Below are 15519 nucleotides of genomic sequence, written 5' to 3' on the forward strand. Positions count from 1 at the left end.
AATCCGGCGCCCCGAGCGCACTGCCGATGAGCCTGTTCCGCCCCCGCATGCTGCTGCCTGTTGCCCTGATCGGCCTGCTGGCCGGCTGCGGGGGTGACCCGGTCCGTCCCACGCCGCCCCCGGCGCCGGCGGTGGTACCACAGGCCAAGCCGGTGAAGATCGGCATCGCCCTCGGCGGTGGCGCCGCCAAGGGCTTCGCCCATATCGGCGTGATCAAGATGCTTGAGGCCAATGGCTTCGAGCCGGCCGTGGTCGCCGGCACCAGCGCCGGCAGCGTGGTCGGCGCGTTGTATGCCAGCGGCATGGATGCGTTCCAGATGCAGAGCAGGGCGGTGGCGCTGGACGAAGCCAGCATCCGTGACGTGCGCCTGTTCTCCGGTGGCCTGGTGCAGGGGCAGAAGCTGCAGGACTACGTCAACGAACAGGTGGCCAACCGCCCCGCCGAGCGTTTGAAGAAGCCCTTTGCCGCCGTTGCCACCCAGCTGGAAACCGGCGAGCGCGCGGTCTTCGTGCGTGGCAACGTCGGCCAGGCCGTGCGTGCCTCCAGCAGTATCCCCGGCGTGTTCGAGCCGGTGAAGATCGGCGGCCGCAACTACGTCGACGGCGGCGTGGTCAGCCCGGTGCCGGTGGATGCCGCGCGCCAGCTCGGTGCCGACTTCGTGATCGCGGTGGACATCTCCAGCAAGGCCAGCGGCAAGGCACCGACCGATATGCTGGGCATCGTCAACCAGTCGATCTCGATCATGGGCCAGCGCCTGGGCGAACAGGAACTGGCCCGCGCCGACATCGTCATCCGCCCGAAGGTGCTGGACATCGGCGCCGCCGATTTCAGCCAGCGTGGTACCGCGATCCTGGAAGGCGAAAAGGCCGCGATGGCCGCGATGCCGCAGATCCGCGAGAAGATCCAGCAGCTGCAGCGCGCCCGCGCCGCTGCAGCGGCACCGGCTCCGGTGGCCGCGCCGAAGTGCGAGGAAGCTTCACGCCTGGGCAGGCTGATCGGTCGCAAGGACAAGTGCTGATCCGGTAGCGCGTGGCCACCGGTTGCGACCGGTGGTCGTTCAGCTCTCCAGCTGCGACAGCGGCAACGCCTGGAACCGCTTCACCGTGCGCAGCACGAAGCTGGAATTGGCGTCGGCCACGCCGCCGGCGTTGAGCAGGCGGTCCAGCAGGAAGCGCGAGAAGTGCTCCAGGTCGCGCACGTACACATGCAGCAGGTAGTCCATGTCGCCGGTCAGCGCGTGGCAGGCCACGACTTCGTCCCAGCCCTGCACGCTCTCGACAAAATGCGCGATGGCGGCCTGATCGTGCTTTTCCAGCTGCACGCGCACGAAAGCCTGCAGGCCCAGGCGCAGCTGCCGCGGCTCAAGCCGTGCGCCATAACCGACGATCACGCCCTCGCTCTCCAGCCGCTGCAGGCGGCGCAGGCAAGCCGAGGGCGAAAGGTTGACCCGCGCCGCCAGTTCGGCATTGGTGGCGCGCCCATCCCGCTGGATTTCAGCCAGCAAGCGTATATCCGTGCGATCGAACTGGACTTCTCCGGCCATTGTTGCCCCGCAACATGGTGAGTACGCAAGGATATTGCGCCGAAGAGGCCAATCTGCGCAACTTTTGCAACCCTGTTGCGCGTGCCCTGCCCTAGCATCGTGGCATCCCGTCAAGGAGTGCTCCATGGACCTCGCCCCGCCCCGCCGCGTCGAACACCAGCAGACCGACAAGGGCTACGTGCCGGTGTACACCACCGCGCTCGTCGAGCAGCCGTGGGACACCTATACCGCCGACGACCATGCCACCTGGAGCACGCTGTACCAGCGCCAGCGCGAGCTGCTGGTCGGTCGTGCCTGCCAGGAATTCCTGGATGCACAGGACGAGATGGGCATGAGCGCGCACATGATCCCGCGCTTCGACCAGCTCAACGAGGTGCTTGGGGCCGCCACCGGCTGGACCCTGGTCGGCGTGGAAGGCCTGCTGCCGGAACTGGATTTCTTCGACCACCTGGCCAACCGCCGCTTCCCGGTGACCTGGTGGATCCGTCGCCCGGACCAGATCGACTACATCGCCGAGCCGGACCTGTTCCACGATCTGTTCGGCCACGTGCCGCTGCTGATGAACCCGGTGTTCGCCGACTACATGGAGGCGTACGGCCGTGGGGGTGTGAAGGCCCACGCGATCGGTCCGGACGCGCTGCAGAACCTGACCCGCCTGTACTGGTACACGGTGGAATTCGGCCTGATCGATACGCCCGACGGCCTGCGCATCTACGGTGCCGGCATTGTGTCGTCGAAGGGCGAATCGCTGTACTCGCTGGAATCGGCCGCGCCCAACCGCATCGGTTTCGACCTGCAGCGGATCATGCGCACCAGGTACCGCATCGACACCTTCCAGAAGACCTACTTCGTCATCGACAGCTTCGAACAGCTGATGCAGGCGACGTCGCCGGACTTCACCCCGATCTACGCGGCACTGGCCGACCAGGCGCACCTGCCTGCCGGTGACGTGCAGGACGACGACCGCGTGTTCCAGAAGGGCACGGGTGAAGGCTGGGCCGACGGCGGCGACGTGTGATGCGCACCGCCGAGCATGGGCGCGGCTCTACAGGCCACCGCAGCACGGTGTAGAGCTGAACCGGCGCTCGGCGGCCCATCAATCGCGCGGGTACGCCAGCAGTACCACCAGATCCTCCTCGCCTACCTGCTGCAGCGCATGGCTGCTGCCCTTCCGGGTCAGCAACGCGTGGCCGGGGCCCACGTCGTACTGCTTTCCATCCAGCACGTAGCTACCCTGCCCGCTGACGATGTAGTAGATCTCGTCCTTGTGCTGCGGGTGCAGGCCGATGCCCGCGCCCTTGTGCAGCACGCGCTTGCGCAGCACGAACGGCAGGTCCGCCACATCGGTGAAGAACGGATATGCGGTGGTCGGCCCCGGTCCGCCATGCGGGCCGGGCTGCGCGCGCGCAACCGCGTCCTCGTGCAGCACCTGCGAGGGCGGCGTTGCATCGGCGCCCTGCCCTGCCCCCATCACTTCGCAATCGATATCACGCACCAGCGCCGATTGCAGCGCCGGCAGCAGCGGCACCGCCTCGCGCAGTACCAGGCAGGCCACCGCATTGGCGCCAGCCACGCTGAAATGGGTGCCATCGGCCTTGTCCCGCTCGGGCACGAACAGGAAGTAAGGTCGCGCGCCCTGCTCGCCCAGCGCGCGGATCCAGCGCGTGCTGCGGTCATTCAGATCAATCAGCGCAATCTGCTCGCGCCCCGCCAACGCCTTCATCGACTGCGTGTAGCGGCCATGCGTGTCCAGCAGTGATCCGAAGTCGTACAGCAGCCGCGCCACCGGCGTGACCAGCACCGGCGTGGCGCCCTTGCCGCGCGCCACCTGCACGTAACGCATCAGCAGGCGCGGGTAGTCGCTGTCCGGATCGGCATAGCGCGTGCGGTCTTCGAACTTCGCGTCGTTGTGGCCGAACTGGATCAGCAGCACGTCGCCGCGGCGCAGCCCGGCGGCGATGGCATCCAGGCGCCCTTCGTCGATGAAACTGCGCGTGCTGCGCCCGCCCTTGGCATGGTTATGCACCTCGAACCGCGCCGGGTCCAGATAGCTCTGCAGCGCTTGGCCCCAGCCCGCCTGTGGTGCGCGCTCGGGCCCGTATTCGGCGGCGGTGGAATCACCGGCAATGAAGACCCGCACGGGCGCCGCCTGCGCGGTGGTGCACGACAGCAGCAGCAACAGCAACAGCTTGCGCATGGCCAGGCCCTTGTAGAGCCGAGCCGTGCTCGGCTGCTTTGGGAAAGCGGTGCGGACCAAGGTCCGCACTCACCGTTCGTCGCCTTGCCGCGTCAGCGCGCCAGCCACCCACCATCGACCGGCAGCACGGCGCCGTTGATGTAGTCTGACGCCGACGACGCCAGGAACACGGCCGCGCCGGCCAGGTCGTCCGGCGTGCCCCAGCGACCGGCCGGGATGCGCTCCAGGATCGCCTTGTTGCGCGCTTCGTCGGCGCGCAGCTGGGCGGTGTTGTCGGTGGCCATGTAGCCCGGGGCGATGGCATTGATGTTGATGCCCTTGCCCGCCCACTCGTTGGCCAGCAGCCGGGTGATGCCGGCAATGCCGCTCTTGCTGGCGGTGTACGACGGCACGCGGATACCGCCCTGGAAGGACAGCATCGAAGCGATGTTGATGATCTTGCCGCGGCCCTGTTCGAGGAAGTGGCGTCCGGCAGCCTGCGAAATGAAGAAGGCGGACTTGAGGTTGACGTTCATCACGTCGTCCCAGTCCTGCTCGCTGAAGTCCACCGCATCGGCGCGACGGATCAGGCCGGCGTTGTTGACCAGGATGTCCAGGCCGCCCAGGCCCTCGATGGTTTCGCGGACCACGCGCGCCACCGGTTCGATGCTGATCAGGTTGGCTTCGATCGCCAAGCAGCGGCGGCCCAGTGCGGTGATCCTCTCGATGGTGCCGGTGGGTGGCGCGATACCGGCCACGGCGACATCGGCGCCTGCGGCGGCCAGCGCCACGGCGATGCCCTGGCCCAGGCCGGTATTGCCACCGGTTACCAGAGCGACCTTGCCTTCCAGGCTGAAGGGATTAGCCATTGCGTATGCGTTCCTTGATAGAGGCGTGCGTGATGCGGGCGGAGGGCCACCGGCGGGACGCGCGATGGCCCGGCGGGGCTTACTTCAGCTGGCAGATGTCCAGCACGTGCATGTCGGTGTAGTCCAGGTTCTCGCCGCCCATCGCCCAGATGAAGGCGTAGTTGCTGGTGCCGGCGCCCATATGGATCGACCACGGCGGCGACACCACCGCTTCGTTGTTCTGGATCACGATGTGGCGCTGCGCGGCCGGCTCGCCCATGAAGTGGTAGACACGGTCGCTGTCGCCCAGGTCGAAGTAGAAGTAGACCTCGCTGCGGCGGTCGTGCAGGTGCGGCGGCATGGTGTTCCACACGCTGCCCGGCTTGAGCACGGTCAGCCCCAGCAGCAGCTGCGAGGACGGGCAGGTGGCCGGCACGATGTACTGGTAGATGGTGCGCTCGTTGCTGGTTTCCAGCGCGCCACGGTCCAGTGCGACGGCATCGCTGATCGACAGCTGCCGCGTCTCGAAGCGCGCGTGCGCTGGCGTCGAGGCCAGGTAGAACAGCGCCGGGCTGGCCGCGTCCTGCGAGGCAAAGACCACCTCCCTGCTGCCCATGGCCACGTACAGGCCGTCCTTCGGGCCCAGGGTGTACACGGTACCGTCAACGGTAACCGTACCGGTGCCGCTGCCGACGTTGATCACGCCCAGCTCGCGGCGCTCCAGGAACGGATGGCCGGCGGCCGAGGCCGGTTCGGTCTGCGTGGGCAGGGCCACCGGGGCATCGACCGGGGCTGCGCCGCCAATCACGAAGCGCTCGTAGTGGGTGTACTTCAGGGTCACCGCACCGGCGTTGAACAGGCCGTCGAGCAGGTACAGGTCGCGCAGCTGATCGTTGCTGGCGCCGACGATGGCTTCGGGGTGCGTGGCGTAGTGGGTCTTGCAGTACATGGCGTCTCCAGGGCGGGGGGCGGGCCGGCGGATCGGCCCCGGCGCGGTTCACGATCGATTCTAGCCAGAAAGGAAACCGGTGTCATTTTGCGCCGCACGATGCCGGGGTTGCCCGGGCAGGGCGCGGTCGATCGGGCAGGTGGCGTGTCACGACCCACGGTCGTGACCTGCAGGATTGATCCCGCAGGGATCAATCCTCCGGCGGCTGGCAGGAGTCGCGGACGATCAGGTGCGGCCGCACGCTGGCGATGGGCAGCGCGGCCTGGCCTTCGGGCTGGATCAGCATCGCGGCGGCCGTGCGCCCAGTATCGCGGGTGTGCCGGCGCACCGACGTCAGCGGTGGCCACAGCCGCGATGCGAGCGGACTGTCGTCGTAGCCGACGATGGACAGCTGGCGCGGGATGCTGATACCCGAGCGCAGCGCCACCTTGTAGATGCCGGCAGCCATTTCGTCGTTGCCGGTGAAGATGGCGGTCGGGCGGCGCTTGCCGAGCAGCAGCTTTTCGGCCGCTGCCACACCTGACTCAAACGTGTAGCCGGCTTCGACGATGCGGTCCTTCGGCAATTCGATGCCGCGCTGGGACAGCGCATCGATGAAGCCGGCGGTGCGCTCGTGGGCCGAGCGGTAGGCGCTGGGGCCGGTCACCAGGGCGATGTCGCGGTGCCCGAGCGAAAGCAGGTAATCGGCGGCCTCGGCTGCACCGTCGCGGTCGTGGGTAACCACCATCTGCGAGGTCTCGTCCAGCGGCAACGCGGCCACGCGGGTGAAGCGGCAGCCGATCTCGTCCAGCATGTCGGCCAGCGCCTGGTCTTCCGAAGCACGCGGCACCAGGATCACCCCGTGCAGTTTCTGTTGCTGCACGAAGCGCCGCACGCCTTCGATATAGCCCGGGCTGCGGCTGTCACACGGATGCACCACCAGCTCGAAGCTGGTGCCACGCAATGCGTCCAGCGCGCCATATTGCATGTCCACGATGTACTGCGCGGTGGGGTTGTCGTAGACCATGCCGATCAGGAACGAGCGGCGGAACGCCAGGCCCCGGGCCAACGGGTCCGGCGTATAGCCCACTTCCCGCATCAGTGCTTCCACCTTGTCGCGCGTATCCTTGCGCACCAGCGGCGAGTTGTTGATGATTCTTGAAACCGTTTTCTTGGATACCCCCGACAGTCGCGCGATGTCGTTGATCGTGGCGGCCTTGCCCTTCGCCAATGCCGGCGGGGCGGCATCGTTCTTGTTGCGCACTGACATGTTTTGAACCCGGTAGGTCTGGGAATTCCGGCCTCGCGCTCAGTCCAGCGCGCGATAGCGGAAGCTGCGGAAGGTTACCGTACCGTCACCGGCCGCATACAGGGCCGGCTTCAGTGCCAGGAACCTGCCGGCTACATTGTGATGGTAACCGGACACTTCCATCTGAACCGGATACTTCTGCCAGGCGGTGCCGTCGGTACGGGTGTGGACGGTGACGATGTGGCGGTTGTTGGTAACCCGCAGCCACAACCGGCCGCCCTTGGCACTCGGCGCCAGGCGGGTGGGGCGCTCCTCGCCGTAGCGGTGCAGGATGAACTGCTCGCCGTTGCTGCCGACGCCGGCGTAAAGGCGGTCGCTGTAGAACAGCAGGGCACCGCCCACTGCGCCGGGCGCAATTTCCAGCTCCACCTCGAACTGGTAGGCCGGATCACCGGCGATGGCGGTCAGCGGTGAAGCGTCGCGGGGCGTGCTGCCCTTGCCGCGCACCTGCAGCCCCTCCGCGACGAAGTGCAGCCGCTGGTATTCGTCGGCTGCCGGGTTGAAGAACGCCCATTGCGGCCCGAGTGCCGGGCCGCGGAAGTCGTCGGAAAGAGCCATGCCGTGTGGCAGCGCGCTGCCCGAGGGCTTGCGCAGCGGCTGGCCGAGATCGCCGCCGCGGGCGACGAACCAGCCATCGTCGGTCCATTCGATCGGGTCCAGCAGCGCCTGTCGTCCCAGTGTCCAGAATCCATTCTCGTAACCGTGGTACATCATCCACCAGCGCCCATCGGTGCCCTCGACCAGCGTGGCATGGCCGCGCGACCACCATGGCTCGGCCGCCGAGCGGGTGCGGGTGATCGGATTGTTGGGTGCGTTTTCCCAAGGCCCATGGATCGAGCGCGAGCGCGCGGTGATCACCATGTGGCCGGTCGGTGGCCCGGCGGTGCCGCCCACCGCGGTGGTCATGTAGAACCAGCCGTTGTTCCGGGTGATTTTCGGTCCTTCCTGCGCGTACGCTTCCACGTCCCAGTCCTGCGGGTAGCGCCAGCCGTCGTAGACGTGCCTGGGCGGGCCGGCCACGCTCAGTCCGTCATCGGCCAGCTGCACGTAGTCGCCGCCGCTGAGGAACAGGTAGCGCTTGCCGTCCTCGCCCACGGCGTGGCCGGGGTCGATGTAGCCGCCCAGGCCGATGTCGATCGGCTCGCTCCACGGGCCACGGATGTCGTCGGCCCACACCACGAAGTTGCTGCGGCGCTCACCGGTCCGCGCCGGGAAGTAGATGTAATACCGGCCGTCGTGCCTGACCAGGTCCGGGGCCCAGATTGCTCCGACGTTGCGGGTGATCGCGTGGCCGAGCGGCTGCCAGTTGACCAGGTCGCGCGAGTGCCAGAGGGGCAGGCCTGGATAGGCGTCGAACGAGGACAGGGTGAGGTAGTAGTCCTCGCCGTCCTTGAGCACCGACGGATCGGGCCGGTCACCGGCCAGCACCGGATTCAGGAAGGTGCCATCGCCCAGGTCGGCTTGGCGTTGCTGTTCAATACCCTGTGCCCAATGCACCGTGGCTGGCCCGGTCGCCACGGCGGGCGACGGAACCAGTACCGGCACGACCAGGCACAGGCTGGCAAGGAAGGGGAGGATCGCGCGCATCAGCATCTCCTGCGGGTCAGCCGCGCAGGGCGGCGGGCAACCACAACGACAGGCCCGGGAAGAAGGCCACTGCAAGCAGCACCGCCAACGCGACAAGCCAGAATGGCCAGATGGTGCGCATGCTCTGGCCCACGCTGATCTTGCCGATGGAGGTGCCGATGAACAGCACCGAGCCGACTGGCGGGGTGACCAGGCCGAGGCCGCCGGTGAGCACCAGCACCAGGCCGAAGTGGATCGGATCGATGCCGTAGGCGCGCGCCACCGGCAGGAAGATCGGCGTGCAGATCAGGATCATCGGCGCCAGGTCCATGAAGGTGCCCAGCAACAGCAGCATCACCACGATCATCAGCAGCACCATGAAGCGGCTGTGCGCGAACGACTGCAGGAACTCGACGGCGGCAGCCGGCACCTGCAGGTACGCCAGCAGCCAGCCGAACACCGCCGCGGTGGCGATCACGAACAGGATCACGCCGGTACTGCGCGCGGCATGGATGACGGTGTCGAAGAACTCGCGCCAGCGCAGCTGCCGGTACAGCACGGTGGTCACCAGCAGGGCGTAGACCACGGCGATGGCTGCGCTTTCCACGGCAGTGAAGATGCCGGCACGGATACCGACGAAGATCAGCGCGACCAGGCCCAGGCCGGGCAGGGCGGACACCACGCGGAGCAGCACCGCGCGCCAGCCAGGAAACACTTCCACCCCGTAGCCGCGACGGCGTGCGACCACATAGCCGGTGGCCATCAGCGCCAACGTCATCAGCAGCGCCGGTACGATGCCCGCAGCGAACAGATCGGCGATCGACAGGCCACCGCCTGCTGCAGCCGAGAACAGGATCAGGTTGTGCGACGGAGGCACCAGTAGGGCCACCAGCGCCGCGGTGATGCTGACGTTGACGGCGAAATCGCGGTCGTAGCCGCGCTTGACCATCTGCGGGATCATCGTGCCGCCGACCGCCGAGACGTCGGCGATGGCCGAACCGGAAACACCGCCGAAGAACAGCGAGGACAGGATCGACACCTGGCCCAGGCCACCGCGCAGGCGCCCGACCAGCGACGAGGCCAGTGCGATCAGGCGCTCGGAGATGCCGCCGCGCATCATGATCTCGCCGGCAAAGATGAACAGTGGAATGGCGATGAGCGAAGCGGAGCCGGTACCGGCCGAGATCTGCTGCACCAGCACGATGCTGGGGATATCCAGGTACAGCAGGGTGGCCAGTGCCGCAGCGGCCAGCGCGTAGGCGACCGGCACGCCGAGCAGCAGCAGGACGGCGAATACGGAGAAGAGAAGGGCGATACCCATGGATCAACGATCTCCTTCAGCGTCTTCGGCGCCGGCGGCGCGGGCCTGCAGCGCGTTCCACGCGCGGTTCAGTGCAAACATCAGCATCAGCGCGCCCCCCACCGCCAGCGGCAGGTAGTTGATGCTCTGCGGCAGGTTGGCACCGGCGGTCTTGATGTCCAGTCCGTCGACCAGCAGGTCGGCCGACCAGAACGCGATGAAGCCGCCCAGCACCGCCACCACCAGCTGCACCAGCACGTCCACCGCGCGGCGCAGGCCGGCGCCCATGTAGGCATGCAGCAGGAAGAAGCCGAAGTGGCGGTTGCTGTGCACGCCGCAGGCCGCGCCCAGGCTCATCGCCGTGGCCAGCAGCAGCAGGGTGACCGGCTCGGTCCAGCTGGGCGAATCGTTGATCACGTAGCGCGCGAACACCTGCCAGCCCTGCACCACCACCAGCCCCAGCAGGGCGGCGACGGCGCCGTAGATGGCGATGTCGGCAATGCGGTCCAGCAGGCGCTGGCCGGGTCCGGTGGTGGACGTCGTCGTTTCGGTCATGGCGGTATCCTCAGGCGGCACGGATGCGGTCAACCAGCGCGGCGATGCCAGGCTGCTGCAGGTAGTGCTTCAGCAGCGGCTGGGCTGCATCGCGGAAGGCCGCCATGTCGACCTCGTTGGCCTTCACTCCGTAGGCCAGCACCGCCCGGCGCGCGGCATCCTCCGATGCGTCCCACTGCTCACGCATCACCGCCACCGATGCGCGGGCGGTGTGCAGCAGCAGCTGGCGGTCATCCGGGCTGAGGCGTTCAAAACGGGCCCGCGACATCAGCAGGACGTCCGGCGCATACGAATGGTCGCTCTGCGACCAGTAGTGCGCGGCTTCGAAATGGCGGCTGGAATGGAAGCTGCGCATGTTGTTCTCGGCGCCGTCGATCATGTGGGTCTCCATGCCGGAAAACGTGTCGCCCAGCGACATCGGCGTCGGGTTGGCGCCGAGCAGGCGCATCAGCTGGATGAAGATGTCCGATGAGGCGACGCGCAGCTTCAGGCCGTGCAGGTCCCTGGGCGAAACGATGGGGTGCTTGGTGTTGTAGAAGCAGCGTGCACCGGAGTCGTAGATCGCCAGGCCGACCAGATCGCGGCCTTCAAAGCCACGCAGCACCGCGTCGGCCACGCCGCCATCGAGTGCGGCGCGCTGCTGCGCGACCGACCTGAAGACGTACGGCAGGCACAGTGCCTGGGTCAGCGGAAATGCGTTGTTGAGTGCACCGGCATACACGCGGGTGATGTCGATGGCGCCAAAGCGCGCCATGTCGATCGCTTCCGACTCGCGGCCCAGCTGGCCCGAGTGGTACTGCCGCAGCCGCAGGCGGCCGTTGGTCTCACGCTGCAGGGTCTCGCCGATCCACTTCACCGCGGTGACGGTGGGGTAGTCGGCCACGTGCACGTCGGTCGCGGTCAGCAGGGTGCTGCCGTCCACGTCGCCTGCGGCCCCACGCCCGCAGGCGGCGAACATCGGCGTCGCCAGCGCAGCGGCGCCGCCGGCCAGGAAATTACGTCGTGTGATCATCTGCGCCCTCCCGCGCGTGTTCACCAGGCCTGGCCGGCGGTCATCCCGCCGGCACGGCCCGGCAGGCAATGTCTCCGAAGCCGGCAAAGCGCACCAGCGCCGTTTGTCCTGCCTCGATATCGTGGATGCCGGTGGCATTGCCGGTGGCGATCAGGTCACCCTTGCGCAGCGGCCGGCCACGCTGCGCCGAACGGGACAGCGCGAAGGCATAGGCCGCGCGCAGGCCACCGGGCAGGCGGGTGGCACCGCCGGTGCCGACCACCTCGCCGTCGATGACGGTCTCCGCACGCAGCGCGGTCTCATCGCGGGTCGTCCAGTCGACGATCTCCGGCCCCAGCACCAGGCCATTGTTGTTGCCGAAATCGGAGACCACCACGCGCGGACCCAGCACGTTGATGGTGGCCAGCGGGCTGCTGGCAACCTCCACGCCGATATGCAACCGGGCCGGAAGCGCTTCCGCCTGCTCCGGGGACCAGTGCAGCTGCCCGGCGGGGGCGTCCTCCAGAAGCTCCAGTACATACTCTGCCTCGACGGCGCCGAAGCCTCCGGCGAACACCGGAATGGCGGTTGTTCCACCGGTATCATTCCAGAGCTGACGCTTGAAGATCGGGCCCAGCAGCCGTTCGTCCCCGGAGGCGTCGCGGCGTTCCTCGGCGATGTACCCCACCTTCCAGCCCACCACCTGGTCGCCCCAGGCGGCGATCGCCAGGTCCTGCACCTGATAGGCGCTCACCAGGTCGGCCGGAATGGTGCCCGGAAAGTCGGGCAGTGCCTGGCCGGCGCGGCGTGCTGCGGTGAAGGCCCGGGCGATGGCAGCGGCCTCGTCCGGCGCGGGCGCCTGCCCCTGCGTGCCATGTTCGTTGCTCAAGAACGGTCTCCCTCTGGCGTGTTGCACTGCCCATCGACAGCGTCTGCAGAAGCTGTATATGGTAAACCGGTGTCATCACGCAAGCGGCAGCGCATCACCTGCCTGCCTCAGGGCGAACGGCACGCTGTCCCTTCCCTGTTGGAGCCTGGTCCGTCATGCGTCTGCCGATCCTGCTGATCTGCCTGCCCGCGCTGCTCTTCGTTGCCCTGGCGCGCGCCGGCGATAGTCCACTGCGCGAGGGCCAGCGGCCGGGCCGGGAACTGCCCGGCGAGCAGCTGCCGCTGTGGCCATCCGGGCAGGTGCCCGGCGAAACCGCGCCGGCGCGACCGGCGCGGGTAGTCGAACGCAGCGCCGAACCGGCCCACCCGGACCGGTTCGTGGATGGGATCGATGCCCCCTATCTGCTGGTGCACGCGCCGGCACGACCGAACGGCCGGGCCTTGCTGGTGATCCCGGGCGGCGGTTACCAGCGGGTGGTGATCGACAAGGAGGACAGCGCACTGGTACCGGAGTGGGTGGATCGGGCGGGCTATACGCTGTTCGTCCTGCGCTATCGCCTGCCGCAGCCGGGGCGCGATCGCCAGGCCGCACTGGCCGATGCGCAGCGTGCGATGCGGGTGATACGCGACCAGGCTGCGCGGCGCCACCTCGACGCCGGCAGCATCGGTGTGATGGGCTTCTCGGCCGGCGGCCATGTCGCCGCGCGGTTGGCTACCGGCTTCGACTTGCCGGTCTATCCCGCACGCGATGCGCTCGACCGGTCAAGCGCGCGTCCGGCGCGCGTGGTGCTGGTCTACCCGGTCATCGACATGGGCGCACAGGCGCACAGCGGGTCGCGCAGTCGCCTGCTCGGCGAGCATCCTGATGCCGCATTGGCTGCCCGGTACTCGGTACAGCAACACGTCCGTGCGGGCATGCCGCCGACGATGCTGATCCACGCCAATGACGATGGCGTGGTCAGCGCGCGCAACAGCGAGATGATGGCGGAGGCGCTGGCCAGGGCCGGCATCGAGCATGAGCTGCATGTGTTTGCCCGCGGCGGCCATGGATTCGGAATGCAGGTGCGCGCCGGCACGACGCTGGCGCTGTGGCCCGAGCTGGCGCAACGCTGGTTCGAGGCGGCGGAGGCGCAGCGATGATCGATGCGCCCGCCGACCTGCCACGCCGCCACTTCCTGCGCGACAGCCTGTGCTGCGCCCTCGCCACCGTAACGGCACCGGCGTGGCCCGGTCAGGCCGCTGTGCCGGGTCCGCGCGATGCACGCCTGCCACTGGCACGGGTGCGCAGCGGGCGTGTGCGCGGCCAGTACGAGCAGGGCGTGCTGGTGTTCCGCGGCCTGCGCTATGGCGCCGACACCAGTGACCACCGCTTCCAGCCGCCACGCCCCGAAGCCACCTGGTCCGGCATCGCCGATGCCCTCGAGTACGGCGCTGCTGCACCGCAGGGCGGTGCCGACGGGCCGGGCAGCGAGGACTGCCTGTTCCTCAACGTGTGGACTCCTGCGCTTGGGGACGGTGGCCGGCGACCGGTCCTGGTGTACATCCACGGCGGCGGCTTCAACAACGGCTCCGGCAGCGACCCGCTGTATGACGGCGCTGCCCTGTGCCGCCGCGGCGATGTGGTGGTGGTCACCGTCAACCATCGGCTGAATGCCTTCGGCTACCTTTACCTGGGCGCCCTTGGAGACGCGCGCTATGCCGCCTCGGGCAACATCGGCCAGCTGGACCTGGTGCAGGCGCTGCACTGGGTGCGCGAACATGCTGCCGTGTTTGGGGGTGATGCCGGCAACGTTACCGTGTTCGGCCAGTCCGGCGGCGGCGCCAAGATCGCCACGCTGATGGCGATGCCGGCTGCACGCGGCCTGTTCCAGCGCGCGTGGACGATGAGCGGCCAGCAGGTCACTGCAGCGGGACCGCGCGCGGCCGCGCAGCGGGCGGCGATCGCCATGCAGGCGGCGGGCGCGGCGGATCTGGCCGCGCTGCTGCGCCTTCCGGCGGCGGACCTGCTGGCGGCAACCCGTGCGCGGGACCCCTCGCGCGTGGAGAGCACAGCGCTGTACTTCGGCCCGGTGCTGGATGAAGTGACGCTGCCCGTGCATCCGTTCTGGCCGCAGGCCCCCCTGCAATCGGCGGCCATTCCGATGGTGATCGGCAATACCCGCGACGAGACGCGCGCCTTCCTCGGCAATGACCCGGCCAACTTCACCTTGACCTGGGAGACGCTGCCGGCACAGCTGGAGAAGCAGCAGTTCGTCGACCTGCTGCCGTCCACGGTGATTGCCGAGTACCGCCGGCTGTACCCGCACTACACGCCATCGGACGTGTTCTTCGCCGCGACCACGGCCGGGCGCTCCTGGCGCGGTGCGGTGGAGGAGCTCGAAGCCCGTGCACGCCAGCCGAGAGGTGCGGCGCCAACCTGGGCCTACCAGCTCGACTGGGGTTCACCGGTGGAGGGCGGGCGCCTGCGTGCCTTCCATACCCTCGACATTCCGCTGGTGTTCGACAATGCCGGCCTGCCCGGCGCACGCACCGGAGGCGGCGCGGACGCGCATGCGCTGGCGGCGACAATGAGCGACGCGCTGATCGCCTTCGCGCGCAACGGCAACCCCAATCATCGCGGAATGTCGCAATGGGCACCGTACGCGCTACCCCGGCGCCAGACCATGCTGTTCGACCGCGAAAGCCGCATGGTCGATGATCCCCGTGCCGGCGAGCGTGTGCTGTACGCGAAAGTCCCGTTCATGCAACGCGGCACGCAGTGAATGACACCGCGGCACAAACGCTCTGTTAACCCGGCTCGGCTAGAGTCGGATACATGGAAGCGCCGAACACGCCACTGCCGTTCAACGGCCGCGAGCGGCTGATTGCCGCGATCGACCGTGCCGTCGAGCTGGACGATCCGGCAGCGATCACCGAGGCACTGCAGCGCGTCCTGCGCGATGCGATCGCCGATCCCGCAATCCAGTTGCCGCCCTGCGTCAGCCGCCCTGTACAAGGGCACTACGCCCGGCGCGAGCTGCATCGCAGCCCCTTGCTGGGCTACAGCGTGATCGCCATGTGCTGGGCACCGGGGCAGGGCACGCCACTGCACGACCATGACGCCATGTGGTGCGTGGAAGGCGTCTGGCACGGCGAGCTGGTCGTGACGCCCTATGCATTGCTCGAACAACGTGGCGAGCAGCATCGGTTCGCCGCACAGCCGGCCCTGCATGGCCAGCGCGGCAGCGCAGGCAGCCTGATTCCTCCGCACGAATACCACACGCTGTGCAATGCCAGCGACGACGACATCGCGGTGTCGCTGCATGTCTACCAAGGGGTGATGGAACGCAGCGCGGTCTTCGAGCCGCTGGGCGATGACTGGTACCAGCGGCGGGTGAAAGCCATGGAGACCGAAGCGTCGTGACCGGGTGCCGG

15 protein-coding genes are annotated in these 15519 nt (G+C 68.2%); 5 read left to right on the top strand and 10 right to left on the bottom strand.

The annotated features are described in order from the left end of the window. The first annotated feature begins 26 nt into the window (after positions 1 to 26). Complete coding sequence (locus A9K58_RS14890) at positions 27 to 1019, top strand: patatin-like phospholipase family protein (RefSeq protein WP_065200076.1); 993 nt, start codon at positions 27 to 29, stop codon at positions 1017 to 1019. Positions 1020 to 1058: 39 nt separating this feature from the next. On the opposite strand, the gene A9K58_RS14895 is transcribed toward A9K58_RS14890, so the two are convergent. After that, on the bottom strand, positions 1059 to 1544 hold the full coding sequence (locus tag A9K58_RS14895; protein ID WP_065200077.1) for an Lrp/AsnC family transcriptional regulator: 486 nt from the start codon (positions 1542 to 1544) through the stop codon (positions 1059 to 1061). 124 nt (positions 1545 to 1668) lie between these two features. On the opposite strand from A9K58_RS14895, the gene phhA reads away from it, so the two are divergent. Beyond that, positions 1669 to 2562, top strand: a complete 894-nt coding sequence (phhA, locus tag A9K58_RS14900) for a phenylalanine 4-monooxygenase (protein WP_065200078.1) — start codon at positions 1669 to 1671, stop codon at positions 2560 to 2562. Positions 2563 to 2640: 78 nt separating this feature from the next. Here the strand turns inward: phhA and A9K58_RS14905 are convergent, their stop codons facing one another. The 9 genes from A9K58_RS14905 to A9K58_RS14945 all read right to left on the bottom strand — a co-directional run bounded on the left by A9K58_RS14905 (position 2641) and on the right by A9K58_RS14945 (position 12106). After that, entirely contained in the window at positions 2641 to 3741 is a 1101-nt protein-coding gene (locus A9K58_RS14905) for a GDSL-type esterase/lipase family protein (RefSeq protein WP_065200079.1), read from the bottom strand. A 92-nt stretch (positions 3742 to 3833) separates the two neighbouring features. Next, a complete protein-coding gene (gene kduD / locus A9K58_RS14910) occupies positions 3834 to 4589 on the bottom strand; it encodes a 2-dehydro-3-deoxy-D-gluconate 5-dehydrogenase KduD (protein ID WP_065200080.1) in 756 nt (251 codons plus the stop codon). Positions 4590 to 4668: 79 nt separating this feature from the next. Next, positions 4669 to 5517: a 5-dehydro-4-deoxy-D-glucuronate isomerase gene (gene kduI, locus A9K58_RS14915; protein WP_065200081.1), complete on the bottom strand. Its 849-nt coding sequence runs from the start codon at positions 5515 to 5517 to the stop codon at positions 4669 to 4671. Positions 5518 to 5707: 190 nt separating this feature from the next. Next, on the bottom strand, positions 5708 to 6766 hold the full coding sequence (locus tag A9K58_RS14920; protein WP_065200082.1) for a LacI family DNA-binding transcriptional regulator: 1059 nt from the start codon (positions 6764 to 6766) through the stop codon (positions 5708 to 5710). Between the two features lie 39 nt (positions 6767 to 6805). After that, positions 6806 to 8392, bottom strand: a complete 1587-nt coding sequence (locus A9K58_RS14925; RefSeq protein WP_155760514.1) for a family 43 glycosylhydrolase — start codon at positions 8390 to 8392, stop codon at positions 6806 to 6808. A gap of 16 nt (positions 8393 to 8408) precedes the next feature. Further along, complete coding sequence (locus A9K58_RS14930) at positions 8409 to 9692, bottom strand: TRAP transporter large permease (RefSeq protein ID WP_065200084.1); 1284 nt, start codon at positions 9690 to 9692, stop codon at positions 8409 to 8411. Between the two features lie 3 nt (positions 9693 to 9695). Continuing rightward, positions 9696 to 10226 carry a TRAP transporter small permease gene (locus A9K58_RS14935; protein ID WP_065200085.1) on the bottom strand — a complete coding sequence of 177 codons (531 nt, stop codon included), beginning with the start codon at positions 10224 to 10226 and terminating at the stop codon, positions 9696 to 9698. A gap of 10 nt (positions 10227 to 10236) precedes the next feature. After that, positions 10237 to 11238, bottom strand: a complete 1002-nt coding sequence (locus A9K58_RS14940) for a TRAP transporter substrate-binding protein (RefSeq protein WP_065200086.1) — start codon at positions 11236 to 11238, stop codon at positions 10237 to 10239. 40 nt (positions 11239 to 11278) lie between these two features. Then, positions 11279 to 12106 carry a 2-keto-4-pentenoate hydratase gene (locus A9K58_RS14945; protein WP_065200087.1) on the bottom strand — a complete coding sequence of 276 codons (828 nt, stop codon included), beginning with the start codon at positions 12104 to 12106 and terminating at the stop codon, positions 11279 to 11281. A 155-nt stretch (positions 12107 to 12261) separates the two neighbouring features. On the opposite strand from A9K58_RS14945, the gene A9K58_RS14950 reads away from it, so the two are divergent. Genes A9K58_RS14950 through A9K58_RS14960 form a run of 3 tightly spaced genes read left to right on the top strand, consistent with a single transcriptional unit; the run spans position 12262 to position 15508 of the window. Further along, on the top strand, positions 12262 to 13245 hold the full coding sequence (locus A9K58_RS14950) for an alpha/beta hydrolase (protein WP_231109327.1): 984 nt from the start codon (positions 12262 to 12264) through the stop codon (positions 13243 to 13245). Beyond that, the gene (locus tag A9K58_RS14955; RefSeq protein ID WP_065200088.1) at positions 13242 to 14867 is read left to right on the top strand and encodes a carboxylesterase/lipase family protein; all 1626 of its coding nucleotides are present in this window, start codon (positions 13242 to 13244) and stop codon (positions 14865 to 14867) included. Before A9K58_RS14950 ends, A9K58_RS14955 begins: the two co-directional genes overlap by 4 nt. Positions 14868 to 14920: 53 nt before the next feature. Beyond that, complete coding sequence (locus A9K58_RS14960) at positions 14921 to 15508, top strand: cysteine dioxygenase family protein (RefSeq protein ID WP_065200089.1); 588 nt, start codon at positions 14921 to 14923, stop codon at positions 15506 to 15508. Positions 15509 to 15519: the final 11 nt, after the last annotated feature.

It is taken from the genome of Stenotrophomonas maltophilia (assembly GCF_001676385.1).
Taxonomy (GTDB): domain Bacteria; phylum Pseudomonadota; class Gammaproteobacteria; order Xanthomonadales; family Xanthomonadaceae; genus Stenotrophomonas; species Stenotrophomonas maltophilia_J.